General features: G+C 47.2%; 22 protein-coding genes. 1 reads left to right on the forward strand and 21 read right to left on the reverse strand.

Annotated elements, in window-relative coordinates; all coding sequences use genetic code 11:
* Positions 1–153: 153 nt before the first annotated feature.
* On the forward strand, positions 154–1,248 hold the full coding sequence (ychF, locus tag ACIPDS_RS05270; RefSeq protein WP_166513752.1) for a redox-regulated ATPase YchF: 1,095 nt from the start codon (positions 154–156) through the stop codon (positions 1,246–1,248).
* A 71-nt stretch (positions 1,249–1,319) separates the two neighbouring features.
* Here ychF and ACIPDS_RS05275 read toward each other — a convergent pair whose 3' ends face one another.
* From ACIPDS_RS05275 to ACIPDS_RS05375, 21 genes are all read right to left on the reverse strand, one after another.
* Complete coding sequence (locus ACIPDS_RS05275; RefSeq protein ID WP_400733316.1) at positions 1,320–1,874, reverse strand: hypothetical protein; 555 nt, start codon at positions 1,872–1,874, stop codon at positions 1,320–1,322.
* Between the two features lie 193 nt (positions 1,875–2,067).
* Positions 2,068–2,991 carry a fimbrial protein gene (locus ACIPDS_RS05280; protein ID WP_400733319.1) on the reverse strand — a complete coding sequence of 308 codons (924 nt, stop codon included), beginning with the start codon at positions 2,989–2,991 and terminating at the stop codon, positions 2,068–2,070.
* Positions 2,992–2,999: 8 nt separating this feature from the next.
* The gene (locus ACIPDS_RS05285; protein WP_400733321.1) at positions 3,000–3,554 is read right to left on the reverse strand and encodes a fimbrial protein; all 555 of its coding nucleotides are present in this window, start codon (positions 3,552–3,554) and stop codon (positions 3,000–3,002) included.
* A gap of 10 nt (positions 3,555–3,564) precedes the next feature.
* Positions 3,565–4,080 carry a fimbrial protein gene (locus tag ACIPDS_RS05290; protein WP_400733324.1) on the reverse strand — a complete coding sequence of 172 codons (516 nt, stop codon included), beginning with the start codon at positions 4,078–4,080 and terminating at the stop codon, positions 3,565–3,567.
* Positions 4,081–4,089: 9 nt separating this feature from the next.
* Complete coding sequence (locus ACIPDS_RS05295; protein WP_400733326.1) at positions 4,090–4,587, reverse strand: fimbrial protein; 498 nt, start codon at positions 4,585–4,587, stop codon at positions 4,090–4,092.
* Between the two features lie 10 nt (positions 4,588–4,597).
* Positions 4,598–5,230, reverse strand: a complete 633-nt coding sequence (locus ACIPDS_RS05300) for a fimbrial protein (RefSeq protein ID WP_400733329.1) — start codon at positions 5,228–5,230, stop codon at positions 4,598–4,600.
* A 5-nt stretch (positions 5,231–5,235) separates the two neighbouring features.
* On the reverse strand, positions 5,236–5,988 hold the full coding sequence (locus ACIPDS_RS05305) for a fimbria/pilus periplasmic chaperone (RefSeq protein ID WP_400733331.1): 753 nt from the start codon (positions 5,986–5,988) through the stop codon (positions 5,236–5,238).
* Positions 5,989–6,068: 80 nt separating this feature from the next.
* On the reverse strand, positions 6,069–8,567 hold the full coding sequence (locus tag ACIPDS_RS05310; RefSeq protein WP_400733334.1) for an outer membrane usher protein: 2,499 nt from the start codon (positions 8,565–8,567) through the stop codon (positions 6,069–6,071).
* Complete coding sequence (locus tag ACIPDS_RS05315) at positions 8,567–9,124, reverse strand: fimbrial protein (RefSeq protein WP_166513744.1); 558 nt, start codon at positions 9,122–9,124, stop codon at positions 8,567–8,569. Before ACIPDS_RS05315 ends, ACIPDS_RS05310 begins: the two co-directional genes overlap by 1 nt.
* A 51-nt stretch (positions 9,125–9,175) precedes the next feature.
* Positions 9,176–9,709, reverse strand: coding sequence for a fimbrial protein (locus ACIPDS_RS05320; RefSeq protein WP_400733339.1), 534 nt, complete (start codon positions 9,707–9,709; stop codon positions 9,176–9,178).
* A gap of 822 nt (positions 9,710–10,531) precedes the next feature.
* A complete protein-coding gene (locus ACIPDS_RS05325) occupies positions 10,532–12,079 on the reverse strand; it encodes a winged helix-turn-helix domain-containing protein (protein WP_400733342.1) in 1,548 nt (515 codons plus the stop codon).
* 226 nt (positions 12,080–12,305) lie between these two features.
* Positions 12,306–12,911: a hypothetical protein gene (locus tag ACIPDS_RS05330; RefSeq protein ID WP_400733344.1), complete on the reverse strand. Its 606-nt coding sequence runs from the start codon at positions 12,909–12,911 to the stop codon at positions 12,306–12,308.
* Entirely contained in the window at positions 12,886–13,041 is a 156-nt protein-coding gene (locus ACIPDS_RS05335) for a hypothetical protein (RefSeq protein ID WP_400733347.1), read from the reverse strand. The genes ACIPDS_RS05330 and ACIPDS_RS05335 overlap by 26 nt, the downstream gene beginning before the upstream one ends.
* A gap of 31 nt (positions 13,042–13,072) precedes the next feature.
* Positions 13,073–13,786, reverse strand: coding sequence for a hypothetical protein (locus ACIPDS_RS05340; RefSeq protein WP_400733349.1), 714 nt, complete (start codon positions 13,784–13,786; stop codon positions 13,073–13,075).
* On the reverse strand, positions 13,767–14,306 hold the full coding sequence (locus ACIPDS_RS05345; protein ID WP_400733351.1) for a hypothetical protein: 540 nt from the start codon (positions 14,304–14,306) through the stop codon (positions 13,767–13,769). The genes ACIPDS_RS05340 and ACIPDS_RS05345 overlap by 20 nt, the downstream gene beginning before the upstream one ends.
* Positions 14,296–15,168, reverse strand: coding sequence for an EscJ/YscJ/HrcJ family type III secretion inner membrane ring protein (locus tag ACIPDS_RS05350; RefSeq protein WP_400733354.1), 873 nt, complete (start codon positions 15,166–15,168; stop codon positions 14,296–14,298). The genes ACIPDS_RS05345 and ACIPDS_RS05350 overlap by 11 nt, the downstream gene beginning before the upstream one ends.
* A gap of 2 nt (positions 15,169–15,170) precedes the next feature.
* Complete coding sequence (gene sctI, locus ACIPDS_RS05355) at positions 15,171–15,473, reverse strand: type III secretion system inner rod subunit SctI (RefSeq protein WP_400733356.1); 303 nt, start codon at positions 15,471–15,473, stop codon at positions 15,171–15,173.
* 15 nt (positions 15,474–15,488) lie between these two features.
* The gene (locus tag ACIPDS_RS05360) at positions 15,489–15,746 is read right to left on the reverse strand and encodes a type III secretion system needle complex protein (RefSeq protein WP_400733359.1); all 258 of its coding nucleotides are present in this window, start codon (positions 15,744–15,746) and stop codon (positions 15,489–15,491) included.
* A 1-nt stretch (position 15,747) separates the two neighbouring features.
* A complete protein-coding gene (locus ACIPDS_RS05365) occupies positions 15,748–16,968 on the reverse strand; it encodes a PrgH/EprH family type III secretion apparatus protein (RefSeq protein ID WP_400733361.1) in 1,221 nt (406 codons plus the stop codon).
* A gap of 602 nt (positions 16,969–17,570) precedes the next feature.
* Complete coding sequence (locus tag ACIPDS_RS05370) at positions 17,571–17,813, reverse strand: acyl carrier protein (protein ID WP_400733364.1); 243 nt, start codon at positions 17,811–17,813, stop codon at positions 17,571–17,573.
* A gap of 31 nt (positions 17,814–17,844) precedes the next feature.
* Positions 17,845–19,320, reverse strand: a 1,476-nt coding sequence (locus ACIPDS_RS05375) for a hypothetical protein (RefSeq protein ID WP_400733367.1), incomplete at its 5' end; no start/stop codon positions are given.

The following is a 19,320-nucleotide window of genomic DNA, read 5'->3' on the forward strand; positions in this document are numbered from 1 at the left end:
CAGGTATCCGTTAGCCTACCCTGTTTCAGCGGGAAGGATGACGTGCATACGGTAATTTTTCCGTATCACGTGTATAATAGGCAAAGTTATTTACTTTTCTACAATCTGTTTTATATAACAGGTTGAAAATCAAAAGATTAAGGTGATTTAAACATGGGATTCAAATGCGGTATCGTTGGTTTGCCAAACGTAGGCAAATCCACCCTGTTCAACGCGCTCACCAAAGCGGGTATTGAAGCGGCAAACTTCCCGTTCTGTACTATCGAGCCGAACACGGGTGTTGTCCCGATGCCCGATCCGCGTCTGGATCAGCTGGCTGAAATCGTCAAACCACAGCGTATCCTGCCAACCACCATGGAATTCGTTGATATCGCGGGCCTGGTTAAAGGTGCATCGAAAGGTGAAGGTCTGGGTAACCAGTTCCTGACCAACATCCGTGAGACCGAAGCGATCGGCCACGTTGTTCGTTGCTTTGAAAACGACAACATCATCCACGTAAATAACAAAGTGGATCCGGCTGACGATATCGAGGTTATCAATACCGAGCTGGCGCTGTCCGACCTTGATACCTGCGAACGTGCTATCCACCGCGTACAGAAGAAAGCCAAAGGCGGTGACAAAGACGCTAAAGCTGAGCTGACCGCGCTGGAAAAATGCCTGCCACACCTGGAAAACGCCGGGATGCTGCGTTCTTTAACTACGTTGACCGATGAAGACAAAGCCGCCATCAAATACCTGAGCTTCCTGACGCTGAAGCCGACCATGTATATCGCCAACGTCAACGAAGACGGTTTCGAAAATAACCCGTATCTCGACAAAGTGCGTGAAATCGCAGCTAAAGAAGGTTCCGTAGTGGTAGCCGTTTGCGCCGCCGTGGAATCTGATATCGCCGAACTCGACGATGCCGACCGTGACGAATTTATGGCTGAGCTGGGTCTTGAAGAACCGGGCCTGAACCGCGTTATCCGCGCCGGTTATGAGCTGCTGAACCTGCAAACTTACTTCACCGCTGGCGTGAAAGAAGTCCGTGCATGGACTATTCCTGTTGGCGCTACCGCACCACAGGCAGCCGGTAAAATCCACACTGATTTCGAAAAAGGCTTTATCCGTGCTCAGACCATCGCGTTTGAAGACTTTATTACTTATAAAGGTGAGCAAGGCGCGAAAGAAGCCGGCAAAATGCGTGCGGAAGGGAAAGATTATGTCGTTAAAGATGGCGATATTATGAACTTCTTGTTCAACGTCTAAATATCCGTTCTCTCATGAGATTTCACGCAATCTCATGAAAACAAAAAATCCACGCTAATGCGTGGATTTTTTTATACCCCCGATAACCGCGAAACAGAGTCTCTGCGTCTGGTTTGAGAATATGTATATTTAGCCTCAGGCTTTAGCTCTGGACGAATGCAAGGCCAGTACTCTTTCCATGCCTGTATCAGCGAATGAAGTAAATTAATATTCCTGGCCCCAAGCTTACGTAAAGCATTAACCTTATGCGCACTGAACGTTTTTCTGTTAATACACATCAGCACTTTCAATTCGTCTTCATTAGGTTCGCCAAACATTATCTTAATTACCCATTCATCTTTGGGGCTTAAACGCAGGCTTAATGTTTTATTGATACGTTGGGTTGACAGGCATTTAATATATTCATTTATGGATGCATCACGCGCAATACGATAATCACAACAGTACAACATGGCACGATAGGGATCTGATATCCTGTACTTTTGTAATTCACTGGCGTAAAAGATATAAACATAATGCTGCCCAGCATCAAAAACGATAAGATCATCAGCATTAATAATAGATATCTGCTTAGTAAGGGATTCCATCGCAGAGATAAAGTAATTATCCTTAGAAATAATCTTCACACACCCATCCATTTTTGAATACAAAAAGTCGACATCCTTGTCCGTTCAAAAGCAATTTCCCACGCTACATGAGTGATTACCACTTTCTGGAGGTAATTTGATAACAAAAGTTATCAATCTTCCTACGCAATCTTTGCTCAGAATTTAGCATAGAGCAATGAACACTCTCTATCAAAAAACGCCACTCACTCTATTAGTACTGTGTCAAAATTAAAGTAGCTGAGGCAGTAAATGCCCCCGTTGAAACATCCTCAAAACTTAATGAGGCCGGTTTAACGGGAGTAAAACTTAATGGTACGGTAGCGCTACCGTTGGTCACACTCAGCCTCTGGCTGGCGCCGTTGCTGACCGCCTGGCCATTCCAGAGCATTTCTACGCCCAGATTATCATTGCTGGTTTTAATCGCCTTATTATTCCATGAGGGCGATACCAGACTCATTTTGACATCAAAATCCACCGCATGTGCAGCATCGCAAATAATATTGAAATCCTTAACTATCGTTTGCGATGATGTGCCACCGGAGACAATATCCCCGCGCTCTATCTGCCCCAAATTCACATTGAAGGTTGAGCCTGATAAAACACTACAAGTCGAGGTATTAATATCCGCGTCATTTGCCGCAAAGAACGTCCACGTATAGTCGCGTCGATCACCGTGGTTATTCGTTTGTACAAATCGTATGCTGCCAAGATTATCACCCGCTTTGATATGAATTTCCTCCCCTAATGAGGTCAATTCAAAGTAAAGCACCACCGGTAATTGCCGTGATTCACCGTCGTCTAAATCAAAAATCTTTGTCTCAGATACCGGAGCAAGATGATCAGTGCCCGAAATCGTCACGCCATATTTAAGGTTTTTAAAAATACTGCTATTCAGCTTTACCCCATCGTTCGCCAGCCACATGGTATCTATCCATCCTCCCTGCCCCGCCGTATTTTTACAGGTAATTTGCGGAGCCAGATCGACAATTCTATTTTTCCCAGTGCTGACATCTGAGCTAATATTAACGTTGATATCGGCATTTCCACCTTGCCAGTCAATAGACGCACATTCATAGGCCGACGCGGTCATGCTTTGCAGCAGCAGAATCGTCAGCCACGGCCATTTCATCTTCATGTGATTTCCTAAGGATAATTAAGCTCGAAAGTCGCCAGCGCACTAAAAGTTCCGCGACGTAAGGTATGGTTTGCTAACGCACTCGGTTCCCCCATCACGTAGCCATTAAGTTCCAGGACGCTATCGCCGCTTTGCAATGAGAACGCGGGCACCGTCTTATTAAAAGGCAAAGGCGTGCCGTCCGGCAGCGACATGCCAATAGCCAGCCCGCTGTTGGCAGGAGAAGTCACGGCTAACAGGCCGGTAAGCTCCGTGCTTTCGGCCCCCTTAAACGTCACTTCCACCTGGGAACCCAGCGTGAGGTCGCACTCTTTGAGTTTGATAACAAAGGGCTGTGCATGGGTACGGGTATGCAAATAAAGATAGGTGTCTATCACCGTGCCAAAATCGAGGGTTATCGCACTTGAGGTGGGGTCGAGTTCGCAAGGATCGGCAACCAGTTGCCCGTCAAAGTGCAGATTATTGCTAACCTCTTTTACTGTACCTCCCACCGCTTGGGTCGCTTGCGCCGCCATAAGCAGTAATAGGCCCAACGCAACGCGTCGCTTGCTGATGGTATTCATGCCGCTCTCCTTATAGATATTCCGCCAGCAACGTCGCGGTGGCGCTGAACGCACCTTCCCCCAGCTCGCTGACATTGGGATCTTTCACCGGCACCGCTTCAAGCGTGGGTGGATTTTGATAGGTGATATCCAGCGCTTTGTTAATCTCAAACGGTTGGCCATTCTGGAGAATCTGGATAGCCAGTCCCGTGGCGTTGGTACTGAGCGCGCTGGTATCAAACGAGGCGGCATTGCCTTTCACGATCATGGTTAACCGCCAGGTCGGGTCGATATCATCGCAGACCAGCTGATAGCTAATGGTCTGTTTATAACGCTGCCCATCGACCTTATGGACGCCAACATTATCGAAATGAATACTCAGATCACGGTCGTTATTGATATGACAGGGGTGGATTTTCAAGGTGCCATGAAATGCGATGTCGCTGCTGTCTCCCGTGGCCACGGCAAGCGCTGGCCCCGCGCTGCTCAGGGCCAATACAAAAAGTGCACCGCGCAGAGACCGTCGATTGATGATGGTGTTGTTCATCTGTTCGCCTCAGTTATAGGCCACTTTCAGGGTTGCAGTCGCGTTAAACTCTTGACCATCCTGAAACCGGGCGCCGTTTTGTTTAACCAGTACCGCATACAACGAAGGCGGACTCGCATTATTAAAATCAAACCACTGGTTAAGCTGCAGGGGCGCACTGCCATTTTGCAATTGTATGGTCAGTCCGCTGACATCCGTTATAAGCTTGCTGTTATCTCCGCTCGCTGCGGTACCAGCCATCTGCATCTGTATGGTTTTTCCATCCGGGTCGCCCTTACAGCTCACCTGATAAGGGATCATCTGGCGATAGGCCGTCCCGACGATCTCATTGATGTAAACATCGCCAAATTCGACCTTAATAGGATCGCCGTTTGAGAAAGTGCAGGACGCTGTGGCGATGACCTCACCGGTCAGGCTAATAGTGACATTGCTGGCCCCCGGCCCGGCAACCGCGTTTGTGGCCGCCAGCAGCATCAACATGGCCGTGCTGTGGGAAAGGGACTTCATAAACCGTTCCTTAGTCATAATTAAGTTCGAACCCCACCGTTGCGCGCCATTCGCCCGAGGTTAATGCTTGCGCCGTGCGTTCCGGCTGCACGCGGTAGATCAACGCATCGTTACCCGGGACAGCGAATTGCGGCGCACCGCGCTGCCCGAGACGAATATCGCGGCCAGAACTGTCGCTGATACGCAGCCCCATCCCGGTGATGCCCTCCACCTTAATCAGCTCAGGCGTATCCGCATCTGCGGGGGCGATAAACGTCACACTGACCATGGGTTGATAACGGTCCCAGAGGTGATTGCCCGTGCGTTGATCGAGCATATCGCCACCGATATGAACGCAATCACGCAGACGCAGGACGAAGGTTTTTGCCTCACCTCGTGAACCAACCTTGCTAAGAACCTGTGTCGGGACCCGCCCAAGCGTGACTTCCTGATTTTGCGAAGCCATATCAAGGCGGCACGCCCCCTCTACGAACTCGCCGTATACGTACAGCTCGCCATGCTCCCCTTCCACATTCCAGTTGTCCGGGTCAGCACAGGCCACTGAGGGCAGCCCCATGGCGCAGGTGATAAGCAGCGCCGCAATCCCTTTTCCCGGCCTCACCCTCCGGTGTCCTTTACCATTAATCGTTTCGATCATCGTCATCGCGCTTATCCGGCCTTACTGTCCGCAACACGGCACACGCTCTGCTGGCAGCTAAATATCAACTTTGGCCGGCCGCCATAATCGTTAATCCAGGTCAAAACCGGCTTATCACCGAGCGTTCCTGCCTTCACGCTGAGCGGTGATTCGCTGAACGGCGCAATCATCACCGGATCGAATCCGGTCACCGGTTTACCGCCGAGTTGGGTGTAAGCGGCGGCCAGCGTCACATAATAGGGACTGGGATTACTGACGCGATAACCATCACTCTTGCGGGTTAAAAGCAGTTTTTTCTGCCATAGATCCTGGGCGTTACCGCGACTGAGCTGGAGCGCGGCAGGACGATAGAAAAGTTTAATTCGCGTTTGCAGCGCTATCTGAAGGGTATTGGCTTTGCTGCTCTTAGGTGGAATTTCCCTTAAGTTAAAATAAAAAATTGACTCTCTATCCTGCGGCAAGGACTTTGCATCATCGGTAAGCTGCAGTTTTACCTGGCCTTTAGCCAAGGATTCCACCCGCTGTAATGGCGGTAACGCCGCGATCGGCCCGTTGATTTTGTTACCTGATTCATCTTCAATCCATGCCTGCGCCAGATAAGGCAACGCTTTGTTTTGGTTGGTGATGTTCAGACTCATCGATTTGTTCCCGCCGTCAAAAACCGCACGCGTGCGATCGAGCGTAACGGCAGCTTGAGAACCGTGGCTTACCAGTGCGCAGCTCAGGGCCGCGCCTGCCATTTTGGGCAATAAATGATATTTCATACAGAGATACTCACTATTATTGGCCCGCCGAAAATACGCCGGGCCACTTGTTGTCTCCACGGTTGCGGAGAGTTGAGGTGTTATATTTGCGGCGCGCAGGTTAACGGCATAATACGGTTACCTGTTGGTAAAGGTTTTGGCAGCACGATTGCGCACTGCGTTTGCCCATCCCATATCACCTTCATGCTGTCTCCGGCCACCATCCCCGTTAGCCATACCAGTCCATCGTCGTCAACGATCCCCGCCTGACTATCGTGGCGGCTGACCACAGCCGCGCCAAATGGCACTGCGCTGCCATCCGGTAGACGCAATCGCACCATCGCCTTTTGTCCGGCGATCATGCCAAAACGGCGGAATCCGATAGCCCCTTCCGTGAGCGTTCCCTGCACAACCGAACGGGTGGCTTCAACGTCATCAGCAAGATCGTTAACATCTACGCTGACGCTGCTGCGATAGCCATTGCTGATGTCCGCCACTACCGCCTTACCGAAACGGTTGGTCTGGGTGCCCGCGCCATATCCGCGGATGGGTACCCCGGCTATGCCGCCGGTATCGACCATCATGCGCGTCCCGCCCATACTGCTGACCCGATGCATCGCCACACCTTCTGCCGTCGCCGTGAGCCCTCCCTGGATAGCGCCCCCCAATGAACGGTAGCGCCCCTGTTCATAGGTGGTATTGACTGTGAGTTCCGCGACGTCACCTTTATGGGTAAAGTACCCGCTACTGGTTCCCCGTCCCTGCGGGGCTACACCGGCTTTAAGTCGATAACTGTTGTTCAGATCGATGCTGTCGAAATAACCGACCGTTGCGCCATTACCAGAACTTCCCGCCTGACCATCGACGCTAAATGTTCCGCTATTCCCCCACGGCACCGTGAGGCTAAGATAAGCGCCATCGTCACGAGTATGGTTATAGAAGGTGCGATAGGCCGATAAATTCAGGCCGAGATTTTTCAATCGTCCCACATCAAAAAAGCGGGATACCGAAAAGTTGTAGGTTTCGTTATCCGGTCGGTCCCAGTAGGTCTGATGGCTATAGTTCATGTAGGCACTTAGCCCGAGCTGACGAAACTGTTTATTGAAGGCAATGGTGTACAGCTCCTTATTGTTATTACCTGCAATACCGTGATAACGCGCGTTGAGAAACTCAGACATATTCATAAAATTACGCTGCGAAAAGCGATAACCCGCAAAGGTGACCTGGCTGTCATATTCATCAAAGCGTTTGGAGTAGCTAAGACGCCATGAGCCGCCGGTTTTACTACCATCGCGTGGCAGCACGGCGCGCGATTCCGTCAAATCAAATGAGACCGCGCCGAGCGCCAGCAGATCGCGCCCGATCCCTGCAGACAGCGCATTATATTCATCTGCCAACAGGCTGCCGCCGTACAGTGACCAGCCGTTATTCACGCCCCATGAAAATTCACCCGTCACAAATCCCGGTCCAAGGCTGTTGTGGCGGTAGTCAGACGGTTTACCCATTGCCAGCTTGTAACGCACCATTCCCGGTCGGGTTAAATAGGGAATATTGGCGGTATCCACCTGGAAACGGCGAACGGTGCCATCTTGTTCCTCAATGGCGACATCCAGCGTCCCTGAGACCGCCGTATTCAGATCCTGAATACGAAACGGCCCTGCCGCGACGGTGGTTTCATGAAGGATCCGTCCCTGCTGGCTGATAGTGACTTTGGCGTTGGTTCTGGCGACACCCACCACCTCCGGCGCATAGCCGCGGAGGTTGGGCGGCAGCATGGTGTCATCCGATTCCAGGCTGCCTCCCGTATAGCGAAAACTGTCAAACAGACCGGAGCTGAGATAGTTTTCGCCAAGCATCAGTTTCGCCTTCAGCGCAGGCAGCGCGCGCCAGGCGTAATATCGACTCCACGCCCACTCTCGCTGCTCCTCCTTATAGGTTCCATCGCTATGGCTATAGCGTCCCTGCCAGTCGGCACGTACCCGCCAGCCACCGAGGTTGAAGCCGGTCGTTCCATTTCCGGTCAGCGACTTCATCTCACGACGATTTCCCGTCGCATAACGAGAGGATTGTCCGTTGAGGTTATAATCGAAAATCGCCCCACCGATGCCCTCATCCCAACTCCCCGGTGGATCCCAGTTCTCGGCGGTGTACTCGAGATACGCCTGGGGAATACTCAAGTAAAGCGTGTTACTGCCAAGATCCGCGCGCGCACTCGCTCCAGGCAGACTGGCCAATATTAGACAGGTATCCTGGTGCCACCACGTCAGCGAGTTCTGCACGGATGATTTAAGTCCAAACTGCAAAACCAGTTCAGGAGTCAGGCAAATTTCACTGCCCTTTGGGTCATCATCAGGGGCCAGAAAGGTCAACGGCTGTTCCGGCAACTCTGTTTTATTCAGGCGCACGACCATCTGGTACTTTCCCGGCATAATAAAACCCGCGCGAGAAAACTGACTCAGATCGATTTTCGCCCGATCGCCCACATCCAGTACGTCGGTATTGAACTGGATAGCTTCAGCTGCGCTTGCTGTGCCAGACACGCCCTGTACAGCAAGCGCGACCAGCATCGCAATGCCCGAATAGTTAAAAACTTGCCTCATCAAAAATAATCCAGTTTGAAGCGCACCGTCGTCTGATAGGCTCCAGCCCGCAGCTTTTGATGGTTGCCCACCAGACGTAGACTGTAATCAAGACGCATGGTGCCCGGCTGTATCAGTCCCTCAGAAGAGGCGATACCCGGTTGTATGCGGTTGCCCGCTGCATCCATAATTTCCAGGCCAATACCCCGAGCTTCTCCGCGTAGCGCGAACAACGAACCATCGGTGATAGCCCCATCGAATGTGACGCGAAAATGTGACCAGTCAGGATGGTTTGGCAACATCGGCTCCAGCGCGCAGTTCTCGAGATGAATGCTGAACGTTTTGGATGGCCCAACGCCGGTACTGATAATTTGATCCAGCGGCAGCGTGATAAGATCAATAACTTGATCGCGGCTATCGACCTTAATGGCACAGGGCGTATCAATAATTGCCCCCTGCATGCTGACCTTTCCATGCCCCTGATCGCCAACATCGGCCGCCAGTGTGCTTACGGAGAAAAAAGACAGCGTCAGCCACAACAGCCGCAAAGGCGTGACAAATGAAGCACTACGATTCATAGATATCCCGCGTGTAAAATCGTACCGAAAATGCGTAAGGCCAGACTCGGCTTACTGGTAGGCCAGGGTAAAGTTAGCCACCGAGCTAAAGTCGCCCGGCACTACGGAGGCGGAAGCGCCGTTTCCTTGCAAATAGGCGGCATAGGTCAGAGTGTTATCACCCTGCTGTGTTTTCGTGGCGGAACTCGGTGTCCCAAGCGGAATATTGGTACCTTCATCATTGGTAATAGCGATTGCCGCACCTTTAGCTGTACCAATCAGCGCCAGGTATCCCGGCTGGGCGGTGGACTCTGGTCCGGTGAAGGTGATCGTGACCGTTTTATCTGTGAGGCCAGAGAGATCGCAGCTTTCCAGTTTGATATCAAAGGTTCGTGGACGAGACTTCCCGCCATTCATCAGTGCCTTATTAGAAATTTCGCCAAGCTCAACTGTTTGCTCTATGGTCTCAGGGGTAATTGAACACGGGGCATCAATAATTGCTCCGGTAAATGTGATGTTGCCATGCCCCTGGTCTCCCGCTTGTACATGACCGGCAAGCACTGTGGTCGTAAGGCCAACAGCTAAAGCCCATTTGGTTAATTGCATCTTTGTTCATTCCAGCAAAAGTAAATAGATATCACTAATACTTGCCTCGTCCGCATAGCATTAGTGACCCATATAGAATTATGTGGGCTTAATCTACTTAATTTTTAAAACCACAACTTTCAAAAAACGATACCAATAATATATCTTCACTTGGTAAAAATCGTTTTTTACAAGAGATACCCAGGATTTTTCATTTTATAATTCAGGGCCTGGCCAGGTGATAACAAGAGACAAACTGCAATAACGCCATACTAATATGGCTCACCATACAACAATTGGGATGACAATCTTGATAAACGTCGAGAAGATAATACTGGAATTGTTTTAAAGAAAGGAGGGCAAGAGAATACATTGTGCTAAAGCACAGTCGGTATACTTTGGTTTTGTAACCTTTTTTCAGCGCTTCCGCTGTCTTCTGGCATGCGTAAGTAAAAGAGGAGCCGTTTTAACCAATTCCTTTTGACAACAGCCGTCAGAAGGAGAACTAATGGTTTAATATCTAAGTATCTTTATGTGTTTATGAGGCCTCAAAATTATTGAGACCCCATAAATAACATAGTATCATTTATACATTGTAAATAGAATTAATCGAAATTTTTAGTTCTCTCTTTTACAGTGCCAACTATAAATACATCTAATATTATTATGAATAACCTCTAACTCAACCAATATAATGGCAGTCTGCTTTATAATATGTCAAGCTTAACGACAACCAACATGAAGTTGAATGTTAATTATATAGAGGGACAAGCATCATCATTCATAATTATAAATTCACATCATCACGATACCATCATAATAACATTGAGAAATTAATAATCATTATAGGTTACAAGCAATGAATTTAATTTCCTGAGGTTTTCTCTCCACTGCATTAGGTATATGTACTGGGCGATTATCATTCAATGTTGACTGAACCTCATCATAGCAGTAAGCAATAAAATCACACTCCCCCTTCATTTTTTCAAAGGTATGAGTAAAATTCTGAGCTTTTTTTAGCTCCCCTCTGCTGACATAAATTAAAGCGAGTACGCCCTTCACAATTGATGTAAAGCAAGAACGTGTCAACAATAGTCTATCACCAATTTCAAAAACATTAGAATAGTCACCCATCAGATAATAAATAATAAGTGATAATATCTTCGCAGAAGAGGACGTCTTGTTTAGGTCAATACAGATATTATTCATGCGCAATGCATTATAATAATCACCATTGATGGCAAGATAACAGGCGTAATAGTAATAGACCTCCGCCATCCCCGGGTATAGTAGCAGCGCGAGTTTGAATTTTTCCGCAGCCGTATCCCTATCGTCAAGCACTCCCTGCAATGCTAAAGCAATAGCTTTATTTGGCTCCCGGGATGCCATCTCCTTAAAAATATAGTTTATCTCATCACGTAAATACGAATATTTTATAATTCCAAGATTAGCAATTGAGAAGTAAATTGCAATGGCCTCATGAAAATTATTTACATATTGCTTTCGATGCCCATCATCCTGACAGATAATATCCAGATGTTTTCTCAACAGATGAGTGGAGTATTGCTGCTGCATTTCTCCTGCTATTATTTCACTGCCGATGTCAGATGCAGGAGTTGGGATATTGTCATCTTTTATTACTATACCAATCTCGGAGAGCAGAATGGTGATCATCTTAAAGATAGCGTGAAAATTAAGATGATGATCCCCTGTCAGCGTGACGCCCTCACGACCCAACACAGAATGATCGTGAGCTCTGACGAGTTCCAGTCTGATAATACAGTTATCATCAGAATAGACTTCTGCACCTGTGATGTAAAAATCGGCATTTGATTTTTCAATAGCTAATAAAAAATCACTATAGTCCCGATAAGCTCGTGTAACGAATGATGAAATCACATGCATTGATGCAGAACTGTCCATTTTTATTCGTTGTAATCTTTCTACCAGCATATCATGAAGCGATATAGATAATTTATTATTCTCCATTTCAAATGGAAATAACGCAATACTGGGGTTACCTGAATTATCAGCTCTTGGCACTGGCGCAGGTGCGTCATCGTAGCAGGCATCATCATCAACTACCTGCACATCAGCGACAAAACGATATCCTTTGCCATAGACTGTCTCAATAAAACGTTTGCTATCAGAGTGCCCTAAAATGCGTCGCAGAACATAAATACAGCGTGTCAGTGACTCATCAGAAACAATCCCCCCTTTCCATACCAGCTGAACGAAATCCTCCTTAGTGACAATATCATTCGCACGTTCCAGCATTAGCCTTAGCACCGCACTCTCCTTTGGGGCCAGGGTAATCTCATTCATTTCATTGTTGATAAGACGTCCATATCGAAACTTAAACCCTTCAAATTTGTAACATACAGAATCCATAAAAATTCCTTTTACTGTGAAGATAAAAATCCCAATATAGTCTAAAGTTAATCTAAAAAGATTTGATTGAAACAATAACTCTCGTTATTACAAGCGTTTTATAACAGATAAAAGGACAGCTCAATTCGTCATGTGTGTTGTTTTTTAACATACCCATATAATAAAAGAAAGGGAAGAAACACATTAAATGATAAAACTTGAGTCAATATTTAAGAATTCCGTGTAATTATGGAGTATAGATATCAGGCGATTTCTCGCTCCCGCAGCCAACATATGAATAAACGGCTTTTTCCCAGTTCTTCGCTATTGGAAAGCCTCTCTCTGCATCCTTAGAAGCAGAAAGCAGCATATAATCTGGCCGATAGGTTGGAGCACCAGAGGCAATGAGAACCTCACATAATTTTTTCTTTTTAGCAGCATCTGACATAGTAGCCTGAAGGTGCCGCCAGAAATTATTTCGTTGGTTATTATCAAGTGCATCAATACTTTCTTTGAGCAATCGGCTGTGCATAGAACGCGCATACTGCGTTTCAACCTGAACAGCATCATACCATGTTGAACTCCCTGCCCGAGCGTATAGATATATCGCATCACTCCATGATTCCCTGGCAATGCAAGTATTCATATTCTCATACAGGGCCGCCGGCAATACGCTATTAATTTCCCCTTCACTGCTGACGCAACGATATACCGGGACAACAATTTTTTTCTGATGCTTATCTGTTAGCGTTCTATTGTGTGAGAGTGATTGACAGCCGCCCAACAAAATAACACTAGCAGCAATACTGAGTCTTATACACCACAATTTACCATTCGGCATTTTCATCTTCATTAATTCCATCGGATAAGAGAATGCTTTGTTTCCACTCTTCATACATCATCAGGAAGCCGAGATTCATGTCAGTCTTCGACTCACCCATCGTTTCATCGAGGCTTTTAATTTGCTCGGCGTAGCTTTGCAACTCCACTCCTTTGTTGTTACTACTAATTCCATTAATATTGTTCATCTGATAATTCCTCCAAATCTTCTTCGGGTAACGATGGATATAATAAACTCAACTGCTCATGGAGATACCTGACGGCTTCATTAGATATTTCACGTGTTCGCTCAGCAAGTGTATATTTTGATGTCAGCGTCTCAATAGTGTCATTAACAAACTCTTCAGGATAAAACTCTGCCAGTCTGTTATTATATTTAAATACAAACCGAGGTTCTTCGTGAAATTCAAAAATCACGGCCCCGGAGTACTGTTTTTTAATCGCCTGTGCAAACCTCTCCTTTAGTCTTCGATTGGCGTAAGGCATAAGTATATGCAATGGTAAAGATTGATCACTTTTATCAATCCCTTCGGCCCAATGCTCAACCACTTTAATATTAAAGTCATCTTCACTGATGATGTCAGATAAAAGTGTTCTTAAATCATTTCGTAACTTAATCTCCATTTCATGAGCATTTTGTTCACTGTTATCAATGTATTGACAAACCGAACCAAGAGACATCACGAGCCCCTGTTCGAAGCCCGCCATGTATGATTCACGGCGAATCCGTTCGCATTCCGCTTCAGCCTCTTTAATTATCCTGCTGGCATTATTTTTTGCCTGCGCAATAATGTCACGTGACCGTTTGATCAAGGATAATTTAGCTGCAGGCAATAACACTCCTTCAGCAACATCTCGAAAAATAATATCATGCGGCTCGTTTTGCATGCTGAATAGCCATCCTTAATAGCAGTTCATCACTTTCGTTATAAATTTCATAATCTGAAGTCGACGGTGAGGAAGAAAAAAGCAATGGGATCCTTTCACGTATTGATAACGATAATGAACAACTGAATTTCATTGCTTCCTGGCAGGCCAATTGGGCTAACTCCTCACCAGTTAATCTCTCATGACCATGACTTTCTGACTCGGTAAGGCAAGACAACGCAAATTGCTGAGTCACCTTATCCAGTTTTGCAATCAAACCACTACGCGCCAGCTTTGCCCGATGACGATGGCAGGCAGCCATTAATGCCGCACCGGGCAACAACGCCCAGTGCGAAATAATAAAACGTTCACGGCTATTATTAAGATCGACACAACCCGTCGATAACTTAAACTCCTTTAAAAGTATGTCATTCAATACAGATTGACATCTCACCGACGAAAAATTCTCTATTGCCGGAAATCGATGGGGATTAATCCAGGATACAGGGTCATAAAGTATCCGCTGTGCTTCAGCGTACATTTTCCTTCCCTTCAGCCCTTGAAGACGTTTGTTCTGAAACCGCTACAGCGCTCTGAGCTTCGGGGTTTACTTTAGCCTGCTTTCCACCAGTTTCCTGATGCTCGCCTCTATTCCCATTGAGCATAGAATGCTTGCCTAAAGCCGAGGCCAACGTATGACCTTTCCTTTTGAACATCAACGCAGCAATTAATACAAAACTCACTGCCAGCATGGCCACGATAAATAACCAGGATATCAATGATGGCGAGCGATCGGGCGCAATGCCCGGCGCTATCCGTTGAACGCTATCGACCTTAGATAAAATGACCGAAATATTATCGTATTCCACATCTTCGAAGCTGTTCTTCAAAAAACGTTTCACATCCCCAACTAAAAGCGAGGTATCCGTGATCTGATCATCGTAATTGAGCAAAGACGATAAATGGATAGGTTTTTTCCTGCTATTTCCCTCCCCTGCGTCGATATCATAGCTAACGTGGACCCGGGCTGAAACCACTCCTCTAATGGCTAACAGCGACTGGGCCAGACGTTGCTCAATCCCAGAATACAGTCTGACCTTTTCCGCTCGCGGAGACGACACAAGAGAATCAGCAGGGAACATCTGTGCAATTTCGATCTCCGGTTGTCTGGGCAGACCATACATTGCCATAAGATCAACTGCCGCTGCGAAATCCCGAGCATTTACAGAAACGGTAAACCCCTCTTTGGCCGTGCTGATTTTATCCGCCATAATATTATTACGCTGTAATAGAGCAATAACCTCATTAGCCTGATTCTGCTCAAGGCCTTTGAGTAATTGCTCATCCTTACAACCTGTAAGAAGCAAGACTGTTAATGGCAAAAACAAATATGATTTTTTCATTATCAAGAACGCAGTAGAGTCTCAACCGCGCTAACGCCTTTGCGAGTTAAGGTGCTGATCATAGAAACCTGCAGGTTATAATCTGATGTCCGCTGCTGTAGCCTGAATAACTCTGCAGGATCTGATGTCACTTTCGATTGCTGTAGTTGGTTAATCACATCATTTTGTTCATTTTCAAATGTCGTTGACGTTTTTGCATAGGCTTGAATCATCCGAGCTTCCAATGTCACAGATGTCGGATCCGACATAGAAATATCTTTTGATTGTCCAGCGAAAGCCTCGATAGGATTAACAGTGATGCTCATAACATTAATCTCTTATTAACGGAAGTTAGTAATAATTGCTGAAGCGACATCTTTATATACTTTAACCACGTTGGACTGAGCATTACGATAAAGTGTATACTCTGACAAGCGTGACTGATATTTCGCCAACAGTTCAGGGTTTGACGGATCGCCAGTCAGGTTTTTAAGCGCTTCGTCCAGTTCAGTATTCAGATTAATTACGCCGGTATCAAACGTCCCTGACATGTCGGATAAAAAGCCATCCCAGTTGGTAACCGGATTTACATCACTCATTTCATAGTTCCTTTTTTATATTACGTGGAAAATACCAATGCCCTGGAGATAACTTAACATAGCCGCGATCTCCATATTTGTATGACTTGCCTTTAAGCCAGTCATCTTTAAGCTCCATAGCAAACTGTACATACTCCCCTTTCCATATTTGAGAGTAGTGGGTGATAAATATTTTTAATCTTTCAAATTCGCCATCGTCGAGCGCTCCACGAATAACCAGCGTCACACTATTGCTATTTTTAACTTCCGTAAAGGAGAGCGATAATTTTTCCAGACCATCGATGGCGAGGCGGCGAATGCTTTGATCTGAAATACTATTAACTGAAACACCAGTAGCATAATTAATATTTTTGGCAATTGAATCAGTAAACCTTTTCATTTCTGCTGGCGACAGTTTCGTTCGCTCCGCGCTCACCTCTACAATAGGATGTTCGGGATTATCAAGTCTGACACGATGGATCTTGACCTGTGGCCAGTTGCTTTCTATCCATTTACCGATACGTTGTGCTTCATTATCAGTAGTCAGAATCTTAGTGCGATACGGCGAAGGTGTTCGAATCATACTCTGAATGGCCCATTGTGCGGCACTTTCGCTTTCAGAGAGGATATAGATGATATTGTCCTTGCCATAAATAATATGATAGTCACCTATCTTATTATCTAAAAATTCAGCGACGGAAGTAATTTGACGCTGAGTTTCGTTAAGATAAGAATATCCGGCAGCAGAGACGCAGCCAATAATGACTAAAGCCGCAGCCAGTTTCCACCAAGGGCTTTTGCCGTTGGTTATTTTGACATCATCTTTTTGGGTATCATCATCATCGTGAGACTGTTGGTGCGTATAATCTGTTAACAGCTCGTCGGCAAAAATATCCTTTTCATCTCTCCAGCATACCTTTTGCTCACCGATAACAATCAGTTTATTCGCAGAAATTTCTTTTTCAGTCGTACCTTCAGCCTCTAATGTATGTAAAATTAAGGGCTTATCTTTATCCTCTGGTACAAAGATCTCAAAATTTGGCGATGGCACACTACACGGGATATAAATCGTGTTGTCGGGGGTAATGGTTCCCTGATGTTGCTGCTTAATATCATCTGCAGGACAGACGATGAATATAGTTCTCCCCGTCGTGAGTGTGAACTCACAGCCACGTAGAGAACCATTAATCAAACGAACTACAACTTTTCGCGCAGAAATATCGTTTTGTTTTTTTTCCAGCATAATAAGTTTTTATGACCCTGTGAAAAATGACAGGCAACTAACCCATCAATCATGTCACGATAGTACTGTGAGAACCCATAAACATCATGATTCAATTGTGATGGAAACATAATCAAATAACGATAAATACGATCATTTTTTCATAAAAAAAGGCACTATGCAGAACTGCCATAGTGCCTTTTGATTACGCGATAAAATATAATTACAAAGCTGTCTTAGATATTTTTTCGCCTTCTGACAGTGTAACCACGATGACGTCCTTTAAGTAAAGCTCGTCTACCGTACTGGAAAGGTAAATAATACGTCAATAAATGGCTTTCAACTCCGGAAACCGACCGAATGACAGGTATCACGTGCAGTAGCTTTTCTTTGCGTAATGGCGGAAGCGCATGCTCATCGATAAGTTCATCATCATCTATCTTATAATTAACCAGATTCTGATAATCACATACGTTCTTCCTGAACATATTAGTAGGAATCCCTCCTTTTACGCTTTCTAATTGCGTCAAAAAATACCGACACGAATACGAAAAAACATTCACTGAGCTGTGATAGCGATAATCGGCAGAGGTGACTGCATTGATATTCATCCTCCCCCCTATTTAAACGTTAGCACTCACAAAACGATATATATCTTCCACGCGTTCTACTTTGCTAATGTCTTCTTCTGTATACGCAATGGAATAGGTCTGTTCAATTGCAACAAAGATATCAAGCATTGATAATGAGTCGGCCAAAAGGTCATAATACATATCTTTATCTTTAGTCACCTGATCAATATCGCAACATAATGCTTGCGCAATAATATTATTGACAGTACCTACAACGTCTTGTTCAATTTTCATAGTTGTCTCTTTCAAAATGGCGCGAAGTGAACTATTTTTTCACCGTGGTTTTTGAAACCCCGTTGAAATTTGGCATCGCCTGCGAGGAACCGCGACTCCCTATAAACGATGACGAATTGTTCATCTTCTCAGGAGTCATTTTGCTAGCCTGTTTTCCATCCAGACCCTGCCAGTACGTACCCTGACGATTCAGCTGGCCTGGTACATCCTGATTTGAACGGCGAACTTCCGTCGGATTCGCGGGATCAATCGAGGATCCAGCCCCACCGATAGACGAAGAGCGTGTAGTCGCCGATGGTGCAGAATTAGTCGTCACACCGCGAGTTTGCTCACCAGCTATGCCCCGCTGCAAACTCAGATCGTTCATTGTTTCTGAACCATCTGGAGCCGTGCGAGGCGATTTGGTAGCGGCTGTCTGCATGCTGTTACCCCGCAACGCGGCCCCAGCTATCCGTCCACCGTTCATCCCCTGGAATGGTGTCCCCAGGCTGTTCAGCGCTCCCGGGCCACTCTGTGTCGTACGTCGGGCCTGTGCCGGGTTAGCACGTGCGCCAGAGGATCCTGGCCCGCCAATAAATGGCGATCCCGAAGATACGGAAGGTGCAGCGCGCGCGGACACGCCACGGGCCTGTTTGCTATCAGTTCCACGTGACGATGCGTTCTCACGGTTTTGCGTCGTTTTTCCAACCGGAGCCGTGTGTGTTCCGACTCTCTGCGACGCACCAGATGTACCCGCTGACACCGGAGTACCACTTGGCCGACCACCGTTCATCCCCTGGAACAGCGTTCCCTGGCTGTTCAGTGCCCCCGGACTCCGCTGCGACATGCGTTGGGCCTCAGCCGGATTTGCGCGTGCCCCCGAAGAGCCAGGTCCACCAATATAAGACGAGGCTGGAGTGGCGGAACGCATAGCGCTCCCTGTCACCCCGCGAGCCTGTCCGCCAACGGAGCCCTGAGATGGGCCTTCGGTGCCCGTAGCGCGCGATGTCCCGCCTGCGACCGTATTGCTACCGCCGCTCTGTGACGAACCCGGAGTCGTATTGATTGCGATGCCCTGTGACGAGCGCGAAGCACTGGTAAACGCGGGAGTCCCAGTCGTCTGGCCACCGTTCATCCCCTGGAACGGTGTCCCCTGGCTGTTCAGTGCCCCAGTACCCTTCTGTGCCGTACGTCGGGCCTCAGCCGGGTTCGCGCGGGCGCCCGAAGAGCCCGGACCGCCAATATACGATGAAGCTGTAGAGGCAGAAGGTGCAGCCTCCCCTGTCACACCGCGGGCCTGTCCGCTATCGGAGCCCTGAGACAATGTGCGATCAGGGTTTTGTGACCCCGTACTGCGCGATGTCCCACCCGGAGCCGTATTGATTCCGACACCCTGCGACGAGCGCGAAGTACTGGTAGACGCCGGAGTCCCGGTCGTCTGGCCACCGTTCATCCCCTGGAACGGTGTCCCCTGGCTGTTCAGTATCCCCGGACCACCCTGTGCCGTACGTCGGGCCTCCGCCGGGTT

It is taken from the genome of Kluyvera sp. NPDC087067, from assembly GCF_044745165.1.
Lineage (GTDB): Bacteria > Pseudomonadota > Gammaproteobacteria > Enterobacterales > Enterobacteriaceae > Kluyvera.